General features: G+C 31.4%; 18 protein-coding genes and 1 riboswitch. Of the genes, 11 read left to right on the top strand and 7 right to left on the bottom strand.

The window, feature by feature from the left end:
• The first annotated feature begins 12 nt into the window (after window positions 1-12).
• The gene (locus tag ACYUJ6_RS13230) at window positions 13-1,356 is read left to right on the top strand and encodes a bifunctional folylpolyglutamate synthase/dihydrofolate synthase (protein WP_461843226.1); all 1,344 of its coding nucleotides are present in this window, start codon (window positions 13-15) and stop codon (window positions 1,354-1,356) included.
• A gap of 70 nt (window positions 1,357-1,426) precedes the next feature.
• Here the strand turns inward: ACYUJ6_RS13230 and ACYUJ6_RS13225 are convergent, their stop codons facing one another.
• On the bottom strand, window positions 1,427-1,684 hold the full coding sequence (locus ACYUJ6_RS13225; protein ID WP_461843225.1) for a TIGR03905 family TSCPD domain-containing protein: 258 nt from the start codon (window positions 1,682-1,684) through the stop codon (window positions 1,427-1,429).
• A 146-nt stretch (window positions 1,685-1,830) separates the two neighbouring features.
• On the opposite strand from ACYUJ6_RS13225, the gene ACYUJ6_RS13220 reads away from it, so the two are divergent.
• Window positions 1,831-2,718: a YncE family protein gene (locus ACYUJ6_RS13220; protein WP_461843224.1), complete on the top strand. Its 888-nt coding sequence runs from the start codon at window positions 1,831-1,833 to the stop codon at window positions 2,716-2,718.
• A gap of 4 nt (window positions 2,719-2,722) precedes the next feature.
• Here the strand turns inward: ACYUJ6_RS13220 and ACYUJ6_RS13215 are convergent, their stop codons facing one another.
• A complete protein-coding gene (locus ACYUJ6_RS13215; protein WP_461843223.1) occupies window positions 2,723-3,250 on the bottom strand; it encodes a DUF4364 family protein in 528 nt (175 codons plus the stop codon).
• A gap of 177 nt (window positions 3,251-3,427) precedes the next feature.
• Here ACYUJ6_RS13215 and pdaB point away from each other — a divergent pair, with 177 nt between their 5' ends.
• From pdaB to ACYUJ6_RS13200, 3 genes are all read left to right on the top strand, one after another.
• A complete protein-coding gene (gene pdaB / locus ACYUJ6_RS13210; RefSeq protein WP_461843222.1) occupies window positions 3,428-4,183 on the top strand; it encodes a polysaccharide deacetylase family sporulation protein PdaB in 756 nt (251 codons plus the stop codon).
• Between the two features lie 154 nt (window positions 4,184-4,337).
• A complete protein-coding gene (locus ACYUJ6_RS13205; protein WP_461843221.1) occupies window positions 4,338-4,835 on the top strand; it encodes a hypothetical protein in 498 nt (165 codons plus the stop codon).
• 91 nt (window positions 4,836-4,926) lie between these two features.
• Window positions 4,927-5,667, top strand: a complete 741-nt coding sequence (locus ACYUJ6_RS13200) for a single-stranded DNA-binding protein (protein WP_461843220.1) — start codon at window positions 4,927-4,929, stop codon at window positions 5,665-5,667.
• Window positions 5,668-5,840: 173 nt separating this feature from the next.
• Here the strand turns inward: ACYUJ6_RS13200 and ACYUJ6_RS13195 are convergent, their stop codons facing one another.
• A complete protein-coding gene (locus ACYUJ6_RS13195; protein WP_461843219.1) occupies window positions 5,841-7,583 on the bottom strand; it encodes an IS1634 family transposase in 1,743 nt (580 codons plus the stop codon).
• 317 nt (window positions 7,584-7,900) lie between these two features.
• Window positions 7,901-8,005, top strand: a riboswitch (SAM riboswitch).
• A gap of 558 nt (window positions 8,006-8,563) precedes the next feature.
• Here ACYUJ6_RS13195 and ACYUJ6_RS13190 point away from each other — a divergent pair.
• Genes ACYUJ6_RS13190 through ACYUJ6_RS13165 form a run of 6 tightly spaced genes read left to right on the top strand, consistent with a single transcriptional unit; the run spans window position 8,564 to window position 14,120 of the window.
• Window positions 8,564-9,382: a transporter substrate-binding domain-containing protein gene (locus ACYUJ6_RS13190; protein ID WP_461843218.1), complete on the top strand. Its 819-nt coding sequence runs from the start codon at window positions 8,564-8,566 to the stop codon at window positions 9,380-9,382.
• 46 nt (window positions 9,383-9,428) lie between these two features.
• Complete coding sequence (locus ACYUJ6_RS13185; RefSeq protein ID WP_461843217.1) at window positions 9,429-10,148, top strand: amino acid ABC transporter permease; 720 nt, start codon at window positions 9,429-9,431, stop codon at window positions 10,146-10,148.
• Window positions 10,148-10,903 (top strand): amino acid ABC transporter ATP-binding protein, encoded by a 756-nt coding sequence (locus tag ACYUJ6_RS13180; RefSeq protein WP_461843216.1) that lies wholly within the window; start codon window positions 10,148-10,150, stop codon window positions 10,901-10,903. The genes ACYUJ6_RS13185 and ACYUJ6_RS13180 overlap by 1 nt, the downstream gene beginning before the upstream one ends.
• A 20-nt stretch (window positions 10,904-10,923) precedes the next feature.
• Window positions 10,924-12,048, top strand: a complete 1,125-nt coding sequence (locus tag ACYUJ6_RS13175; protein WP_461843215.1) for a hypothetical protein — start codon at window positions 10,924-10,926, stop codon at window positions 12,046-12,048.
• 11 nt (window positions 12,049-12,059) lie between these two features.
• Window positions 12,060-12,704: a corrinoid protein gene (locus tag ACYUJ6_RS13170; RefSeq protein WP_461843214.1), complete on the top strand. Its 645-nt coding sequence runs from the start codon at window positions 12,060-12,062 to the stop codon at window positions 12,702-12,704.
• 30 nt (window positions 12,705-12,734) lie between these two features.
• Window positions 12,735-14,120 (top strand): methyltransferase MtaB domain-containing protein, encoded by a 1,386-nt coding sequence (locus ACYUJ6_RS13165; RefSeq protein WP_461843213.1) that lies wholly within the window; start codon window positions 12,735-12,737, stop codon window positions 14,118-14,120.
• Window positions 14,121-14,195: 75 nt separating this feature from the next.
• Here the strand turns inward: ACYUJ6_RS13165 and dapD are convergent, their stop codons facing one another.
• From dapD to ACYUJ6_RS13145, 4 genes are all read right to left on the bottom strand, one after another.
• The gene (gene dapD, locus ACYUJ6_RS13160; protein WP_461843212.1) at window positions 14,196-14,912 is read right to left on the bottom strand and encodes a 2,3,4,5-tetrahydropyridine-2,6-dicarboxylate N-acetyltransferase; all 717 of its coding nucleotides are present in this window, start codon (window positions 14,910-14,912) and stop codon (window positions 14,196-14,198) included.
• Window positions 14,913-15,027: 115 nt separating this feature from the next.
• Window positions 15,028-15,918, bottom strand: a complete 891-nt coding sequence (gene hslO, locus ACYUJ6_RS13155) for an Hsp33 family molecular chaperone HslO (RefSeq protein WP_461843211.1) — start codon at window positions 15,916-15,918, stop codon at window positions 15,028-15,030.
• A gap of 32 nt (window positions 15,919-15,950) precedes the next feature.
• A complete protein-coding gene (locus ACYUJ6_RS13150; protein WP_461843210.1) occupies window positions 15,951-16,697 on the bottom strand; it encodes a class I SAM-dependent DNA methyltransferase in 747 nt (248 codons plus the stop codon).
• Window positions 16,698-16,823: 126 nt separating this feature from the next.
• Window positions 16,824-17,093 carry a small, acid-soluble spore protein, alpha/beta type gene (locus tag ACYUJ6_RS13145; protein ID WP_461843209.1) on the bottom strand — a complete coding sequence of 90 codons (270 nt, stop codon included), beginning with the start codon at window positions 17,091-17,093 and terminating at the stop codon, window positions 16,824-16,826.
• Window positions 17,094-17,278 lie beyond the last annotated feature (185 nt).

Here is a 17,278-nt window from a genome sequence, read left to right as displayed (position 1 = left end):
GGATGTGCTGTTATGAACTATGAAGAAACATTGAATTATATAGAAGGTGTAGCTAAATTCGGAAGTAACTTTGGACTTAATAGAACTGAAAAAATGTTAGAACTGCTGGGTAATCCTCACAGGAAAGTAAAAGCTATACATGTGGCAGGCACTAATGGAAAAGGTTCTATTACAGCCATGATAAGCAAAATATTAATGGAAGCTGGATTTAAAGTAGGCATGTATACTTCACCTTACTTAGAAGTATTTGAAGAGAGAATTCAGATAAATGGAAATAACATATCCAGAGATGATTTAAGCAGGGTAATAACAAAGGTATCCGGGGTTGTAAAAGAAGTTATAAAACTTGGATATGATAATCCCACTGAATTTGAAATAATTACCTGTGCCATGTTCTATTATTTCAGGGAGAAGAAAGTTGACATGGCTGTAATTGAAGTGGGACTGGGCGGAAGACTGGATTCCACAAATGTAATGCTGCCTTTCTCCAGAGAACAAGATGGAGGAGTTATGCTGAGCATAATTTCTTCCATAAGTTACGATCACATGACGATATTGGGAAATACACTGGAAAAGATAGCTCGTGAAAAGGCGGGAATAATTAAACCAGGTATTCCCGTTGTAATGTATCCGGAAGCAGATGAAGCCGGGAAAGTTATAGAACAGGTATGCAGAGAAAAGGGAAGCAAGATTATAAAAGTACCACTGGGTTCTGCAAGATGTATGGAAAAAGATAAAATTGACAACAATAGTGAAGAATATATACAGCATATAAGTGTACATACAAAAAAAGGAGAGTACAATATTAAATTGTCCCTTTTAGGTAAACATCAATTGATAAATTGTGCTGTGGCTATTTTTGCTGTAGAACAATTATCCGGATATGGTATTGAAATAGATAAATCCGTAATATTAAGAGCTCTCAGTGGGGTAAAGTGGATGGGAAGACTTGAAGTAATGGGAAACAGACCACTGGTGGTAATAGATGGAGCCCATAACAGAGAAGGAATTTCTATGCTTAAAGAGAATATAACAAATTATTTCAAGTATAATCACATGGTGCTTATACTTGGTATATTGGCTGATAAGGAAGTGGATATGATGGTAAAAACCATTGTGCCGCTGGCATGGAAGGTTATAGCTGTTACTCCCAACAATATCAGGGCAGAAAGTTCAGAACAACTAAAATCTGTAATAGAAAAATACAATCAAAGCTGTGAGGCCTTTGACAATTATGAAAGTGCCTATAAGAAGGCATTTTCATATTGTGAAGAAAAAGATTTGCTTTTAATATCCGGCTCACTTTATATGATAGGGGATATGAGGAAAATTATAAAAAAATACAATAAAATCTAAAATATAATTCAAAAAGGATATAATGGTAAATAAATACATTATGTCCTTTCTGATAAACAGCTTAATAAATTCATGCTGATTTACTATTTAAAACCAATTCTTTAAGAGCTGTTGCAAATTGATCCGGGCATGAAGTACCCTTTCCATTGCAAGAAATGCCCTGTAGTTTTTTTACTACTTCATCTATATTCATTCCATCTACAAGTTTAGATATAGCTTGAAGATTACCATTACAACCACCTGTAAAATTTACATTTGTTATTTTATCTTCTACTATATCAAAAGTTATTTGACTTGAACAAACCCCTTTTGTGTTATAAGTATACATCCTATCACCTGATTCCTTTACAAAATAAATCTGTTAGACAAAATAATTATATAATATACCATTAAATTATACAATAAAATAAATTTTCAATTGTTATTACCTATTTTAACAAATATTCATATTATATTTGTGAGGGGGTGATAGTGTTGGATTACCTTTATGTATGCAGCACTTCTTCTGATTTTGTGTCAAAAATTAATTTGGACCATTTCTATGAAGAAAAGAGGATATATTTAAAGCCCAATGATATAACTTACAGAGTGGGGCCTCATGGAATATATAATAATGATAATAAACTCATAACTGCAAACAGATATAATAATACCATATCTATAGTTGATATGAGAAAGGAAATACAAGAAGAAAGCTATTATGTAGGGTCATGTTGTAATGATGTAGTGGTTTATGGCAGCAATGCATATATAATATGCAGCGATTTAAACAGTTTACTGGTTTTTGACCTTAAAGAAAAACAGGTAATTGAAGAAATCCCCTGTGGAAGTCTTCCTTATAGTATATGCCTAAATAAAGAGAGGAAACTATTATTGATATCTAATATGGAAGATGACAGCATAACTTTAATAAATTGTACCAATAATAAATGTATTAAAAATATAAGGGTAGGTTCTTATCCCACTAAAGCTATATTTGCATTAGACGGACAGCATGTATTAATATGTGAAAGCAATATAGGATCTGAATTTAGAGGAAGTATAGCTGTTCTGTCTTTGAAAAATTATAAGATAATAAACAGAATTATTGTAGGAAATTCACCAATGGATATTTATTGCAGCAGTAGACATTGTTTTGTATCCAATTTTGGAGATGGCACAATAAGCGTTTTGGATATAAATAACTATAAGGAAGAAAAAAAGATAATTGTTGGTGGAATGCCAAAGAATATATTAAAATATAAAGAAAATCTGTATATAGGAGATAATTATAATGATCTTTTAATAAGAATAAATATAAAAAATAAGAATAAAAAATATATACCCATAGGTGGAGAACCTACAGGTATGGTTCTAATTTGAATTTTTAATTGCTCATAAGTAATTCAACTATATTGTAGTATAGATCCGAATAATTCTTATTCCATTTTTTGCATAACTCCTTGGCTTTTTTGTTGGAATCTACATTTAGCTTTATATTCATCAATGTGGAGTTGTTTTCTGATATTTTTAAATCCACAGTAAAATTATTTTTAGGATCAACCGTATAATTAGCATTTATGGAAATGTTCTTTTTTATATTTTTAATTTTTGTATTCAAATAGTGATCTATGGTGTCTATCTTGCCTTTTGAAATTCTATTTCCAAATAAGACCAGAACTCTTAAACCCTTCTTGGTAATTATAAATTTATGATTATTGGAGCCAGCTGTTTTCTTAATAAAATTAGAAGACAAAAGCTCATTTAGATATTGCTGAAGAGTGAAATAATTTATAAAATCATTCTCAAGTATAATTTGTGTTATTTCATTATTGGAAATGGGAAATTTAATTTTTTTAAATATATAAAGCAGCAATAGTTTATTTTCCGCTAATTCTAAAGTATCCTCAAACATTTAAAATCCTCTCCATTGAATTTGAAATATAAAAATATATCTATATTATAACATAAAATATTTTAACATATATTTTAAAAATATTTTATATAGATAAATTTTTTTGATTTATGTAATATTTATTAATGCAAGATACTATATACAATTATAGGAATAAATAATGTTGGAGGAGAGATATTGAAAAAAAGGCTTATAAAGAAAATATTTATGGTATCTGTATTATTGTTTATAGCTATTGGAGTATCGTTGTTTACTAATTACGGGTATAAGGGAACTTTTACAGTACTAAACAAAAAATTGCCTATTTATTCTGTTGATACAAAAGAAAAAAAGGTGTCTATGACTTTTGACGTGAGCTTGGGTGAAAATGATTATACCGAAAAAATATTAAATATATTGGATAAGTATAATATTAAAGCTACATTTTTTGTAGTAGGTGACTGGGTGGATAAAAATCCTGACAAACTAAAAGAAATATATAAAAGGGGGCATGAAATAGGAAATCATTCCAATAGACATCCAGATATGACCAACATATCTCAGGGAAAAATTATTGAGGATATAAATATAAATGAAGCTAAAATAAGAAACATAATAGGAACAGGTACCAAGTTATTTAGATGTCCCGAGGGATCTTACAATGACAAGGTGATAGATTTGGTAGAGGGTTCAGGATATTATTGCATACAATGGAATGTAGATAGTATAGATTGGAAAGAACAAGGGGCAGACATTGAATACACAAGGGTAATGAACAATATAAAACCGGGTTCAATATTGTTATTTCACAATAGTGCAAAATATACACCGGAAAATTTACCTAAGATAATAAAAAATTTAAAGGAAAAGGGGTATAAATTTGTTAAGGTAGGGGATATGATTTATAAAAATAATTATAAGTTGGATCATGCTGGAAAGCAAATAAGTAATTAATATATCTTATATTATAGCATTTATTGAAAAATACAATAAATATGTATTATAATGTCAGTGGGGTAAAGTTATTAGTAAGTGAATAATTGGTATAAAAAATTATATCCTGCTTAAAATAATTTTAGATTATATATTTTGCAGGAGGTAATAAGTTATGAAGGCTATAGAAATTGTTGAAAGCAGTGATGATTTTAAAAATTATTTGATAAATCTATTGAATCTAACGGATTTACAGTATAGCACTCTTACAAATAAAAGCAATGAAAAAATAACAAAATACATGATATTGAATTCTATGAATGAAAAACATGATATTCTGGATGGACACTATTGTTTTATAAATATGGACTTGATAGATGGAAAAAGTAATGATTTCAAAATACATGGTTATATTATAACCTATGGATTAGGAAGCAAAAATACGGTTACAATATCCAGCCTGGATTATAATAGTGGATTTGTATATTGCCTTCAAAGAGATATTGTACAAAATGGTGAGAAGATAATCGAATCTCAGGAAATTCCAATCAACATGGTATTAAAGGATATTGATGAGCTGTATGCAGCAATGATAGCTATAACTCTAGGGTTGATGGAAGATAAATATATGTATGTACTGCTTAAAAATAGAAGATTTAAGATTTTAATCTAAATATTTCTATATTTGTAAGTATATTTTTGACTTATAATGAATAATTATATGGTAATGAGATATTTAAAACTAAGGGAAAGAGGGGTTTATGATGGACAATTTAATGTTAAATAATAAGATTTATCTTGAAGGCAGAGTAGTTTCAGAATTAAAATTCAGTCATGAAATGTATGGAGAGGGTTTCTATACCTTTAATATTGAGGTTTCCAGGTTAAGTGAAAGTAAAGATGTACTGTTTATTACAATTTCAGAAAGACTTATAGGAGGAATGAATATTAGTCCGGGAATGAATATTATAGTAGAAGGACAACTGAGATCATACAATAAATTTGTAGATGGAGCAAATAGATTGATATTAACTGTATTTGCAAGGAATATAAGCTTATGTAAAGAAAAAAGCAAAAATCCAAATCAAATTTTTCTTGATGGTTTCATATGCAAAGAGCCGGTTTATAGGACAACTCCTTTTGGAAGAGAGATTTCTGATATGCTGTTAGCAGTCAATAGAGCTTATAATAAATCTGACTACATACCCACTATTGCCTGGGGAAGAAATTCAAGATTCTGTAAGTCGTTGAAAGTCAGTGATAATATAAGAATTTGGGGAAGATTACAGAGCAGAGAGTACCAGAAGAAAGTATCTGATACAGAAACCATAAAAAAAGTAGCTTATGAAGTTTCCATATCCAAAATGGAAAAGGTAAATAAAAATAATGATAATGAGGAATATGAAGAAAAGGTTTTTGATGAAGATGAGGAAAAATTTCAAGAGGTAAAAAAGAAACAGGAAAACAATCTGGGAGGAAACATAGAGGATAAACGTATATCCTAGATATGTAATTATAGATGAGAAATATAAAAACTTCAAATTCGATTTTTATTGACAAATAATTTTATATATTATATAATCCCGTATTTGACACTTGAACAAAGCAAAAATCCTGTAAGGCCTTGATCTCAAAGGATTTACAGGATTTAATGCTTGTGCAAAAAGTGCGTACTTTTTTACCTTTTTGTTTGTTTAAAAATTTTTTTCATCATGTTTGCTGCAACAATCTGATAATCTGTGTGAAAGCCAAAAGATTCATGCAACGCGTCTGTAAAATCAGTTCTTGTATAGGTTGGAACATAGCCTTCACCTTTAACCTCAAAGAATTCCATGTCTTTGAGCCCAGAAATAATCTCATGACAAGTATAATTTTCATTGAGTTTCTTTTCGAGTAGTCTATAAAGAATTAGTGATATAAAACAAGTTGTAAAATGTGCTTCAATCCTGTCATCATTGCTTAAATACACAGGCCGTGCTTTAAATTCACTTTTCATAATCCTAAAGCATTCTTCAATTTCCCATCTCCTGTGATTTACATTGATGATTTCAGACACATCATCCTCAAGGTTTGTGCAAACTCCATAAAAACCGTCAAAGGACTCTTCCTTTTCAATGACAGCTTGGTCAATGCTGTATATTTCCTTATCTGCAATTTCACCGTCAGCAGTACAGCTAGTTTTTTGAATAAATCTTTTGTAGTCATTTTGATTACACTTTTTGATTTTTGTTGGGTTATTTTCTATTGTTTTTTGAGCACGTTCTATTTGTGTGTTGCGGATTTTACGCTGATAATCTCTGTATTTAATGGAATAAGTTATAATAAGCCTTTGTTCAAACTCTTTTTCCTTGATCCAACGCTCCTTGTAAAATACCTTTGCCCGTATTTTTGCTTTATCATCGGAGGTAGCTTTATCCATCATTTCATCAAGTTTAGAAATATCATAGTTTTTCTCGCTGCCAGGGAGTTTCCAATCATCTGTAGAAAGAGCCCATTTTTTAAGGTGCTGTTTTAATTTTTTAATAGATTGAGTAGTAATAAAAGCTCGTCCGTTTTTGTCGTTAAACTTCCGATTATCTTCGGATGCAAGACCTGCATCTGTGCAGACGATGAATTTAGAAAGCTTAAAGTCAGAAATTATTTTCTTTTCTAAGGGCTTTAAAGTCAGCTGTTCGTTCATATTGCCCCTGTTAATGCTAAAAGCCAGTGGAATGCCATCTCCGTCCATGAATAGTCCCATCTGGACTATTGGGTTTGGTCTGTGCTCTTTTGACGGACCGTATTGTTTGCTACCGTCTTCTTGCTCTATTTCAAAAAAGTAATTGGTGCAATCATAGTAAAGTACACCTGTATTTCTTTTTGAAACCTTTAGGGTATTTTCATACAATGAGGATTGAATAAAATCTGTTTCCTTAGCAATTACTTCAAGAGCTCTGTATATTTGATGCAAATCAAAATTAGGCTGCTCAATAAACCTTTTAGAAAGCTCGTATGTTGCAAGTTTTGAAGCAGGGAAGATAATTCTGCCGTAAATTAACCTTGAGAGGATTGAATCCAAATCAAAATCAAATTTGTACCTTTGGGAAATATCTTTACAGATCTTATGAATTCCGAGTTCATGATAAATCTTTTGCAGGAATAGATACCCTCCGTTGAAGGAACGCTGTTCATCTTTCAAAATAATTTTGGATTGTTCGAAAGGAACAAGTACCTTCCGTGTTTGTTCTTTCTCTTTTTCATTTAATTGTCTTATATATTCTTTAGCCCACTCATATGGATCGGCACCATTGAGTTTTTCTCTAAGTTCAGTTTCGGTTCCAAGTTTTTCAACGGTAATTGTGCGTTCTTTTTTATCTATATAAACAGTTTTTGTAACATAAAGTGAAGCTGAGTTTTTTGAACGTGATACCTTTAATCTCATAAGCAATCCTCCAAACTACTTATATTATACCATATCACGTAATATCACGCAATTCAAAATATGAAGACTTGACAAAATAATAAGCTTATTTCAAGGCTTTCAGAGATTTTTCATCTGCTCAACTGTCAAAGACCCGGTAAAAAAGAAACAGGAAAACAATCTGGGAGGAAACATAGAGGATAAACGTATATCCTAGATATGTAATTATAGATGAGAAATATAAAAACTTCAAATTCGATTTTTATTGACAAATAATTTTATATATTATATAATTAAAGCCATAAAATATGTATTTAATATAAATTTTAAAATTGATTTTCTTATCAAGAGAAGTGGAGGGACTGGCCCTATGAAGCTCGGCAACCTGGATATAATATATTCAATGGTGCTAATTCCATCAGGCAAAGCCTGAAAGATGAGGATATTATTAGAATGTAACTTCTTGTAGTTCCTCTGCAGGAAGTTTTTTTATACTATGGTTAGGATAATATTGCTAAGAACCCCAGATTTTTAAAAGTAGGGAACAAGCAATGATACAAACCTGGATAAGTTCTTCCCCTAAAGGATAACATATTCTAAGTGCTAAAGACACTAAGAATACTGTTAATAAGGCTTAGGTGGAGAAAAGTATTTCTTATGGGAAGGCTCCGCAGTACTCAAAAATTACTTGATTTGAACATTATTAATTTAAAGTTAGTTGATTAGAAAACTAAAGGCTAAGTTTTTGCTGTTGTGAAATTATAAATTTATAATTTTATGATGGCGAGTTCTTGGCCTTTGTTTGTTTCTAAAATAATTATCAAATGGTGGTGATATTAACGTAATTAATCACAGTAAATACTTATTGAAAAGTATTGATTATTCTAATAGGCAATATAGCTTTTGAAGTTGGATTTAAAGGCCAGAGTTATTTACAAAGCTATTTAAAATGATTACAAACATGATACAGATATAAAGTAAAATTCAAAGGAGAGAAAAATATGAAAAAAGTAAAGATTATAACATCTCTATTATTATCATTATTAATAGGAGTTTTTAGCGGATGCTCTTCTTCAAATAAAGCATCCACCAATACAAGTAAAAAGGTAAAAACCATATATGTAGGTACCCAAAATGATTACCCGCCTTTTTGCTACAATGATAATAAAGGTAATTTAACTGGATATGATATTGATGTAATTAAGGAAATAGACAAAAAGTTAGATGGATATAAATTTGTATTTTCACCTGCCGCTTGGGACAGTATTTTCCTTTCATTGGAATCAAATAAAACACAAGTTGTTGCAGATGAAATTGCCAAAAATCCTGAACGTGAGAAAAAATATCTTTTTTCAGATCAGCCGTATTTTACAGCTGAGTCAGTCATAATTGTAAAAAAAGGTAGGAGTGATATAAAGTCATTGCAAGATTTAAAAGGTAAAAATGTGGCAGCTTCTGTAGGTGATTCGTATACACAATTACTGGAAAAATATAATAAAGAAAATGGTAACAAAATAATTTTAAAATACAACGATACGGGAAATTCGTCAGATAATTTGATAGATGTACAAAATGGGAGAGTTGATGCTTATGTAAATGATCCTGTAATGACAGAGGCCACTATCAAAAAGCAGAATTTACAGGTACAGATAGTTGGAAAACCAGTCCAAAGTGACAAGATACACCTTGTTTTTAAGAAGGACAAGCAAGGACAGGAACTTAAAACAATAATCGATCCTATAATTAAGCAGCTGAAAGAAGATGGAACACTTGCAAAATTATCAAAGAAATGGACTGGTGGAGAGTATATACCTAAGTAAATTGTTGATATAAAAATGCTTCGACTCGATATCAGGAGGGTGTTTTATGAATAAGATATTTGATTTTACTTATATGGTACAATGTATTCCAAAATTAATACCATATTTACCAGTTACAATATGGATAACTGTTATATCTATGCTGTTTGGATTGCTGATAGGTCTTTTTATAGCTATTGTTAAAATTTATAAAATACCAGTATTAAAACAGATTTCTATAGCTTATGTATCTTTTATAAGAGGAACGCCTTTATTAGTTCAGTTATACCTTATTTATTTTGGAATGCCTAAATTTTTATACTTTTTTCAGATAGAATACGGTTGGTTTGAAAATGTCAATGTTAATATCATAGCACCTCAATATTATGCAATACTAGCATTTTCAGCTAATTTAGGAGGATATTTATCTGAAACCATTCGTTCTTCAATTGAGGCTGTGGACAGAGGGCAGTTCGAAGCAGCCAATTCTATAGGAATGAGTCAAACTCAGATAATGCTTAAAATTGTCCTTCCCCAGGCATTGATTGTAGCTATACCTAATTTGGGAAATACTTTGATTAGTACTGTTAAAGATACCTCTCTCATTTTTATGATAGGTATTGTGGATATTATGGGAGAGGCGAAAATAATTGGTGCCAGAGGTTTAGCTTTTTTTGAAATTTACATAGCTGTTTCCATTATATACTGGATCATATGCATAATACTTGAAAAATGTCTTAATTTATTAGAAAAGCGAAGCAAAATATTTGAAAGAAGTGTTGTTTGATGATTAAGCTACAAAATATCAATAAGTATTTTTCTGAGCATCATGTATTAAAAGATATAAACCTAACAGTAAAAAAGGGAGAAGTAGTTGCCATACTTGGACCAAGTGGTTCTGGAAAATCAACTTTATTGCGCAGTATAAATTTCTTAGAACAACCTTCCTCTGGAATAATTGAAATCAATGGTCTCAGGGTTAATTCTCAAACTGCAAGTAAAAAAGATATATTTCAACTTAGAACCTCCACTGCCATGGTTTTTCAACAATATAATCTTTTTAAAAACTTGAATGTGCTTCAAAATGTAACTATAGGACTTACAACTGTTAAAAAATTAGATAAAAGGAAAGCAGTAAAAATTGCTGAGCAGATTTTAGATAAAGTTGGTTTAAAGGATAGGATTAATTATTATCCTTGTCAGCTTTCAGGAGGTCAACAGCAGAGAGTTGGTATTGCCAGGGCGTTGGCTTTGAATCCTGAAGTACTTCTTTTTGATGAACCTACATCTGCACTGGATCCAGAATTGGTTGATGAGGTGCTTCATACTATAAAACAGCTTGCCAATGATGGTAATACAATGATTATAGTCACACATGAGCTTGGCTTTGCTCGTGATGTGGCAGATAAGGTAGTTTTAATGGAGGATGGAGTAATAGTTGAAGAAGGTTCTGTAGAAAAGATATTTACCAATCCTTTAGAACACAGAACACGTCAATTTATAGGAAAGGCACTCAAAAGGTTTATTGTAAATGCAATTTAAAAATTATTATATAGTGGGGGATGAAATACTTGTTGGATTCAGAGGAAATGAAAAAAAGACTTAATAGACATTATAGTTTTTGGGATAAAAGATTTGAAGGAGAAGGAGCATATTTTGCTATTACAGCACCAGATGAAACAACCATTGGCAAATATCCACCAATAAAGCCTCCAGGTTCTCTTGAACAAAAATGGTTTGATATAGATTATAGATTGGAAGAAACTAATCAAAAACTTAATACTACTTATTTTGCTGGTGATGCAGTTCCCATTGCCAATATTGATTTCGGATCTGGTATCTTAGCTTCATTTCTAGGTTCTGAGTATAAATTAGCAGAGGACACTATATGGTACGATGTTAAACCTATCATTTCAGATTGGAATGATTTACCCAAACTCATCCTTCTAAAAGATAGTGAAATTTATAAAAAATTTATTAACATTACCAAAAGTTTTTGTGAAGCATCAGAGGGAAAATATATCACCAGTATTACTGATGTTGGTGTAAATATGGACGTAATAGCATCTTTAAGAGGAAGAGAAAATTTACTAATGGACTTGATTGTTGAACCAGATAAAATTAAAAAATTCCTTTTTCAAATCGATGAATTCTGGAAAGAAGTATTTGATGAAAATATAAATATCATAAGCAGATATAAAAAGGTCTTTACTTCATGGGTTCCTATTGCAAACACAAAAACCTGGTATCCACTTTTAAGTGAATTTTCAGCAATGATTTCACCAGCTATGTTTGAGGGTATAGTATTTCCTGCAATTCAAAGAGAAGCCGATCATTTGGCTCAGGCTCTTTTTAATTTAGATGGTGAAGATCAAATTAAATATTTATCCATATTATTGAAATTAAAAGGGCTTCATTCAATAGAATGGGATCCTGTACCAAAATATAATCCGAAATTTAATAAAGTAATTAAGGATTTTTCCAGTAAAGTATCTATAGAGGTTTATAAACAAATTCAATTATGCGGGAAAAAATTAGTTATAAGAGAAATTATACCTGAACAGGTAGAACCTATTTTAAATAACATTTCTCCAGACGGTGTGTTCTTTGTTGTAAATTGCTCAAGTAAAAAAGAAGCAGATGAATTTTTGATATTTTCCCGTAAATGGACAAAACATAATGGATAGGGGTAATTAAAATGGATTTAAAGGAACTCTCTTTATATGTTCAAAAAGGTGATGTAAGAAAAACAAAGGAGCTCGTGTTACAGTCAATAGAGAAAAAGATCAGTGCAAAGAAGATTTTAGATGAAGCTTTAATAGCTGCTATGGATGAAGTAGGTATAAAATTTAAAAATAGTGAAATATACGTACCTGAAATGCTTATTGCAGCAAGAGCTATGAGTACTGGTTTAAAAATATTAGAACCAATATTAACGGAATCAGGTATAAAACCCATAGGCACAGTTGTTATTGGTACTGTAAAAGGTGATTTACATGATATTGGCAAAAACCTGGTTAAAATGATGATGCAGGGAGCAGGAATAGAAGTATATGATTTAGGAGTAGATGTTACACCAGAAACATTTGTGGAAAAAGCTGAAGAAGTCAATGCAAATATTATAGGACTTTCAGCGTTATTGACCACTACCATGCCTTCTATTGGAGAGGTAATTAAAACTTTTAAGGCCAATGGTATAAAAAATAAATATATATTTATGATAGGCGGTGCAGCAGTTACAGATATCTATGCAAAGCAAGTTGATGCAGATATTTATGCACCAGATGCGGCTACTGCTGCAGAATTAGCAAGAGATATTCTGATAAAAAGACACTCAAGTTAAAATTGCCTTATTCTACGAGGAGGACTTCATATGAGTAAAAAGTTTAATAGGTTAGCTTATAGTTCATTAAAAGATTTTATATATGGTGTGGCTGAAAATCCGGTGGCAACAAAAAATGGATTGATAATAGGAGGAGGGGAAATTTATCCGGAAATAAATTTCACATTACCACCTATTAAAATTAATAACACTACAATGCCTGAAATAAGAAATATATATAAGCAGATAATAGACGGAGTATTAAAAAGGGCAAGAGAATTATATTGCAAAGGCTTGGTGGTGGAATTAGAACTTCTTCCACCTATGACTGTAAACCCAGAATGGGGAATAGAGATTAATAAAGTAGTTCGTGATGTCATGTATGAGTATGAAATTAAATATGGACTTAAAAGTGCACTTAGAATCACGCCCAATGATGTCCGGGAAATTAACAAACCGCCTATAATGAGAAAAGGTCAAATATGGGAGAATATGCTTAAAACCTTTAGAGGATGTGCAGAAAATGGTGCTGATTTTCTTTCTGTAGAATCTACGGGGGGAAAAGAAATACATGATGAGGCACTTGTGAATGCTGACCTAGAAAAAGTAATATTTTCTATAGGAATATTGGGGGTACGTGATATGAGATTCCTTTGGGACAATATTGGCAGGATAGCAAAAGAAACTGATAGTATCTCGGCAGGGGATTCTGCCTGTGGTTTTGCCAATACAGCAATGGTACTTGCAGAAAGAGGTTTTATACCAAAAGTATTTGCAGCAGTAGTCAGGGTAGCAACAGTTGCTAGAGCATTAGTGGCCTTTGAGATGGGTGCAGTGGGACCAAGCAAGGATTGTGCTTATGAAGGTCCATATTTAAAAGCTATAACAGGTGCTCCAATTTCTATGGAGGGAAAGTCTGCTTCCTGTGCACATTTTAGCCCAATAGGTAATATAACTGCTGCTGTAGCTGACCTTTGGAGTAATGAATCTGTACAGCAGATTAAACTGTTAAGTGATATGGCTCCAATAGTTTCCACAGAACAATTGATATATGACTGTAGACTCATGAACACCGCATCAAGCAAAGGTTTTGCCAATAATTTTAGGGATTTACTTACAGAATCAGATGCTGGATACGATCCTCAGGCATATGTATTAAGACCAGATGTAGTTTTTAGAATAAGTAAGGAAATAGTGAAGATTGAAGATCCTTTTGTGAGAACAAAACGTTCAGCTCAAATTGCCATAGATGAAATAAGAAAAGCAATTGACAGTAAGGAAGTATATGTTGAAAATAGAGAATATGCATGGCTTGATATTATGAATGAGCAACTTGAAGATATTCCAGAGAACGAACAAGAATTTTGGCATAAAATTAAACATGAATTAAACTTAAATAATTTTATACCATCAGAATATGACCTGAAGTTAGATTAAGTGTAAATAATGTATTTCAGCGGATAAGATAAGATTTTTTTAAATTTTATCTTATCCGCTTGGTTTTATATTATTTTATTTTCTTAAATCTGCTAAAATTTCAGTTTTATTTTTAGTGCTGTCATCTACTGCTTTTATTATTTTTGCAGGAGTACCGGCAGCTACAACCCCTGAGGGAATGTCTTCTATTACCACTGAACCGGCAGCAATAACTGCACCTTTCCCTATTTTTACACCTTCTAGAATTACTGAATTGGCACCTATCAGTACATCATCACCTATTTCGCAGGGAGATTTGCTGGGTGGTTCCAGAACTCCAGCTACTACAGCTCCAGCACCTAAATGAACGTTTTTACCTATTTTACCTCTGGCACCTACAACTGCATTCATGTCTATCATAGCGCCTTCACCTATTTCAGCACCTATATTTACCACTGCGCCCATCATTATAACCGCATTTTTCCCTATTTTGACTTTATCACGTATTATTGCACCAGGTTCAATTCTGGCATCTATATTTATCAAATCTATAAGTGGAATAGCTGAATTCCTTCTGTCTTGTTCCATTCTGAAATGATGAATCTTATCTTTGTTTTTATTTAAAAATTTAGATATTTCACTGCTCTCACCAAAGAGGATATGAAAATTGCCATTACTGTAATCTTCTATATTTCCTAAACTGCATTTTGATATATCTCCTTGAATATACACTTTAACTGGAGTGGATTTTTTAGCTTCTTTTATATATTTGGCTATTTGGTAGGGATCCGTCAGATCATATTTTGATTCCATGTTAAATCATCCTTTCTTTTGTATGTATATATAATAATCTTTGGCATTTATAAAGATATTTTTAATTTTTTAAACAATTATAACATATAAGTTTTTCAAAATCCATAAATTGATTTTAAAGATTTTTTTTAGTGCTTTTAAGTAATTCTCCTATTTGCTGGTGGGTAAATATGTAGGACTTATTACAAAAATTACATTTTAGTTCTTCGGACTTACCTTCATTGTAGATCTTTTCCAAATCCTTGGAACCTATGCTTATAAAGGCTTTTTCCACTCTTTCTCTGGAGCAGTCACATTGATAGGAAGGGGTAAGCTCATCCAATATTTTTAAATCCATATCATTGAAGATATCATCTAATACTTCATAAATATCCTTTTGGTTGTCTATCATAGTTGATATAGGAGGTATTTCCTGTAATCTGCAGGTCAATAGATCCGACAAACCTCTGTCTGCTCCAGGCATCATTTGAATTATAAATCCACCTGCAGATTTTATGCTTAGATCTGTATCTACTAAAACTCCAACACCTACAGCAGATGGGGTTTGTTCTGAAACTGTAAAATAGAAAGCCAGATCATCTCCTATTTCTCCAGTTTGTATGGGAACCTGGCTGGAATAAGGTTCCTTTAGGCCCATGTCCCTTGTAACAGTTAAATTCCCATTTGTACCTATGATCCCACCTACATTCAGCTTTCCTTTACTATTAGGTGGCAGATTGGCCATAGGATTTCCAATATATCCTTTTACATGTGCATCTGCATAGGAGGTTACTATTATTCCATGTGCATTACCACCTCCTGATATTCTTAAAGTTAAACTGTCAGATTGGGATTTTAACATTGCACCCATAAGGCTTCCAGCAGTTAACATTCTCCCCAGGGCTGCAGCTGCAGTAGGATAGCATTTGTGAATCTTAACAGCTTTATTTACCAGATTTGTAGTAGAGGCTGCAATTATTCTAATATTATTGTCTTTAGCTGTAGCTCGTACTAATTTATCTTCCATGATTTAATTCATCTCCTATAAGTATTAGCAATTTATTTGTTTTGTTTATTTACTACATAAACTATTCTTTCAGAAGTATCAGTTACAGTTTTATCCTCATAGTTGTCAAGTCTTTTTATAACATTTAATCCGCAATTTTTTAGAATCTGTTCTATGGTTTTACACCTATAGGCCCTTTCCCTATGGTGTTCATCAAATCGCTTGTATACGTCTTTGCATTTTAAAAAAAATGTAAGATACATGTCCACAATTTCATTTTCCAAATAATTTTCCCATATGTAAGTTATTTTTTCATCATCATAAGTGTAAGTGTTATTACTTAGTATACTGGTAATCTTATAATATGAATTTATGTCAAATATAAATATTCCATTGGAATTCAGATGGCTGAATACACCCCTGAAATAATTTTCCAAAAATTTTTCTCCTAATAAATAGTTTGTGGAATCAAGACAACAGGTTATTAAATCAAATTGTCTATTTAAATTTAACTTGCTTATATCTTCGCATATTAAATTTATTTTTAATCTTTTGTTTCTAAGTTTCTCATCTGCCTCAGAGAGCATTTCATTAGATAAGTCTACCGCCCAGCTGTTTTCAAAATGGGGTGCTATTTTTTCTGTCATATTGCCTGTTCCACAGGCCAAATCCAAGTAATCTTGCTTTTTTACATTTAAAAGCTGACACAGGTTTAAAATTTTTAAACACCAGGCATTATAGTCAATATCTTCATTTATTAAATCATCATATATATGTGCAAATCTTTTATAGCAGTTCATCTATATCTCCGTTACAATTTGTATTTAACGGCTTTTGCTCCTTCCTGTAATGTATTTTATATTTATAGCTGTAGAAATGTAAAGCTTTTGTTTTCATAAGTTAATATTATATTCTTTATAATTAAGTTAATGTTTTCTTTTGACCATCTCATTGCTTATTAAGGTTTCGTTCTTGGGAATTTTCAATTCTTTTTTTCTTTTAGTCATAATACCGCCAATTCGTCCTGTTTCTTCAGCTGTTAAGCTGCTCCATCCATAAAGATCAACTTTTTCTTTTAATCCTAAATCTTCTGCAATCTCATATTTTAGCTTTTCTCTCAGCTTCTCCGCCTCTGTAAGTTCTCTGTTTGCTTTTAGTTTTGCTTTTATTATTTTTTTTAGCGGTGTTCTTGCCATTAATACCACCCTCCCACTTTTACTATAAATTATTTTTACCTCAAAAGCGAGATTTATACATAATCAAAATTTGTTTGCTGAAAAAGTAATTCTCAGCTATATATAATTATAATATATATTTAGAACATTATATATACTTATACTATATTTTTATAAGTATTCTAAAGGCTGAATAAGAAATGTTC

It is taken from the genome of Clostridium sp. JNZ X4-2 (genome assembly GCF_054889485.1).
Note: the sequence above shows the minus strand (reverse complement) of the source record. Positions and strands in the feature narration are given on the sequence as shown.

Coding starts and splice junctions, on each gene's coding strand:
- ACYUJ6_RS13200 (WP_461843220.1), top strand. CDS start 4,927: ATGGACAATTTAATGTTAAATAATAAGATTTATCTTGAAGGCAGAGTA.
- ACYUJ6_RS13230 (WP_461843226.1), top strand. CDS start 13: ATGAACTATGAAGAAACATTGAATTATATAGAAGGTGTAGCTAAATTC.
- ACYUJ6_RS13180 (WP_461843216.1), top strand. CDS start 10,148: ATGATTAAGCTACAAAATATCAATAAGTATTTTTCTGAGCATCATGTA.
- ACYUJ6_RS13195 (WP_461843219.1), bottom strand. CDS start 7,583: ATGAGATTAAAGGTATCACGTTCAAAAAACTCAGCTTCACTTTATGTT.
- hslO (WP_461843211.1), bottom strand. CDS start 15,918: ATGGAAGATAAATTAGTACGAGCTACAGCTAAAGACAATAATATTAGA.
- ACYUJ6_RS13185 (WP_461843217.1), top strand. CDS start 9,429: ATGAATAAGATATTTGATTTTACTTATATGGTACAATGTATTCCAAAA.
- ACYUJ6_RS13175 (WP_461843215.1), top strand. CDS start 10,924: ATGAAATACTTGTTGGATTCAGAGGAAATGAAAAAAAGACTTAATAGA.
- ACYUJ6_RS13190 (WP_461843218.1), top strand. CDS start 8,564: ATGAAAAAAGTAAAGATTATAACATCTCTATTATTATCATTATTAATA.
- dapD (WP_461843212.1), bottom strand. CDS start 14,912: ATGGAATCAAAATATGATCTGACGGATCCCTACCAAATAGCCAAATAT.
- ACYUJ6_RS13215 (WP_461843223.1), bottom strand. CDS start 3,250: ATGTTTGAGGATACTTTAGAATTAGCGGAAAATAAACTATTGCTGCTT.
- ACYUJ6_RS13145 (WP_461843209.1), bottom strand. CDS start 17,093: ATGGCAAGAACACCGCTAAAAAAAATAATAAAAGCAAAACTAAAAGCA.
- ACYUJ6_RS13205 (WP_461843221.1), top strand. CDS start 4,338: ATGAAGGCTATAGAAATTGTTGAAAGCAGTGATGATTTTAAAAATTAT.
- ACYUJ6_RS13225 (WP_461843225.1), bottom strand. CDS start 1,684: ATGTATACTTATAACACAAAAGGGGTTTGTTCAAGTCAAATAACTTTT.
- ACYUJ6_RS13150 (WP_461843210.1), bottom strand. CDS start 16,697: ATGAACTGCTATAAAAGATTTGCACATATATATGATGATTTAATAAAT.
- ACYUJ6_RS13170 (WP_461843214.1), top strand. CDS start 12,060: ATGGATTTAAAGGAACTCTCTTTATATGTTCAAAAAGGTGATGTAAGA.
- ACYUJ6_RS13165 (WP_461843213.1), top strand. CDS start 12,735: ATGAGTAAAAAGTTTAATAGGTTAGCTTATAGTTCATTAAAAGATTTT.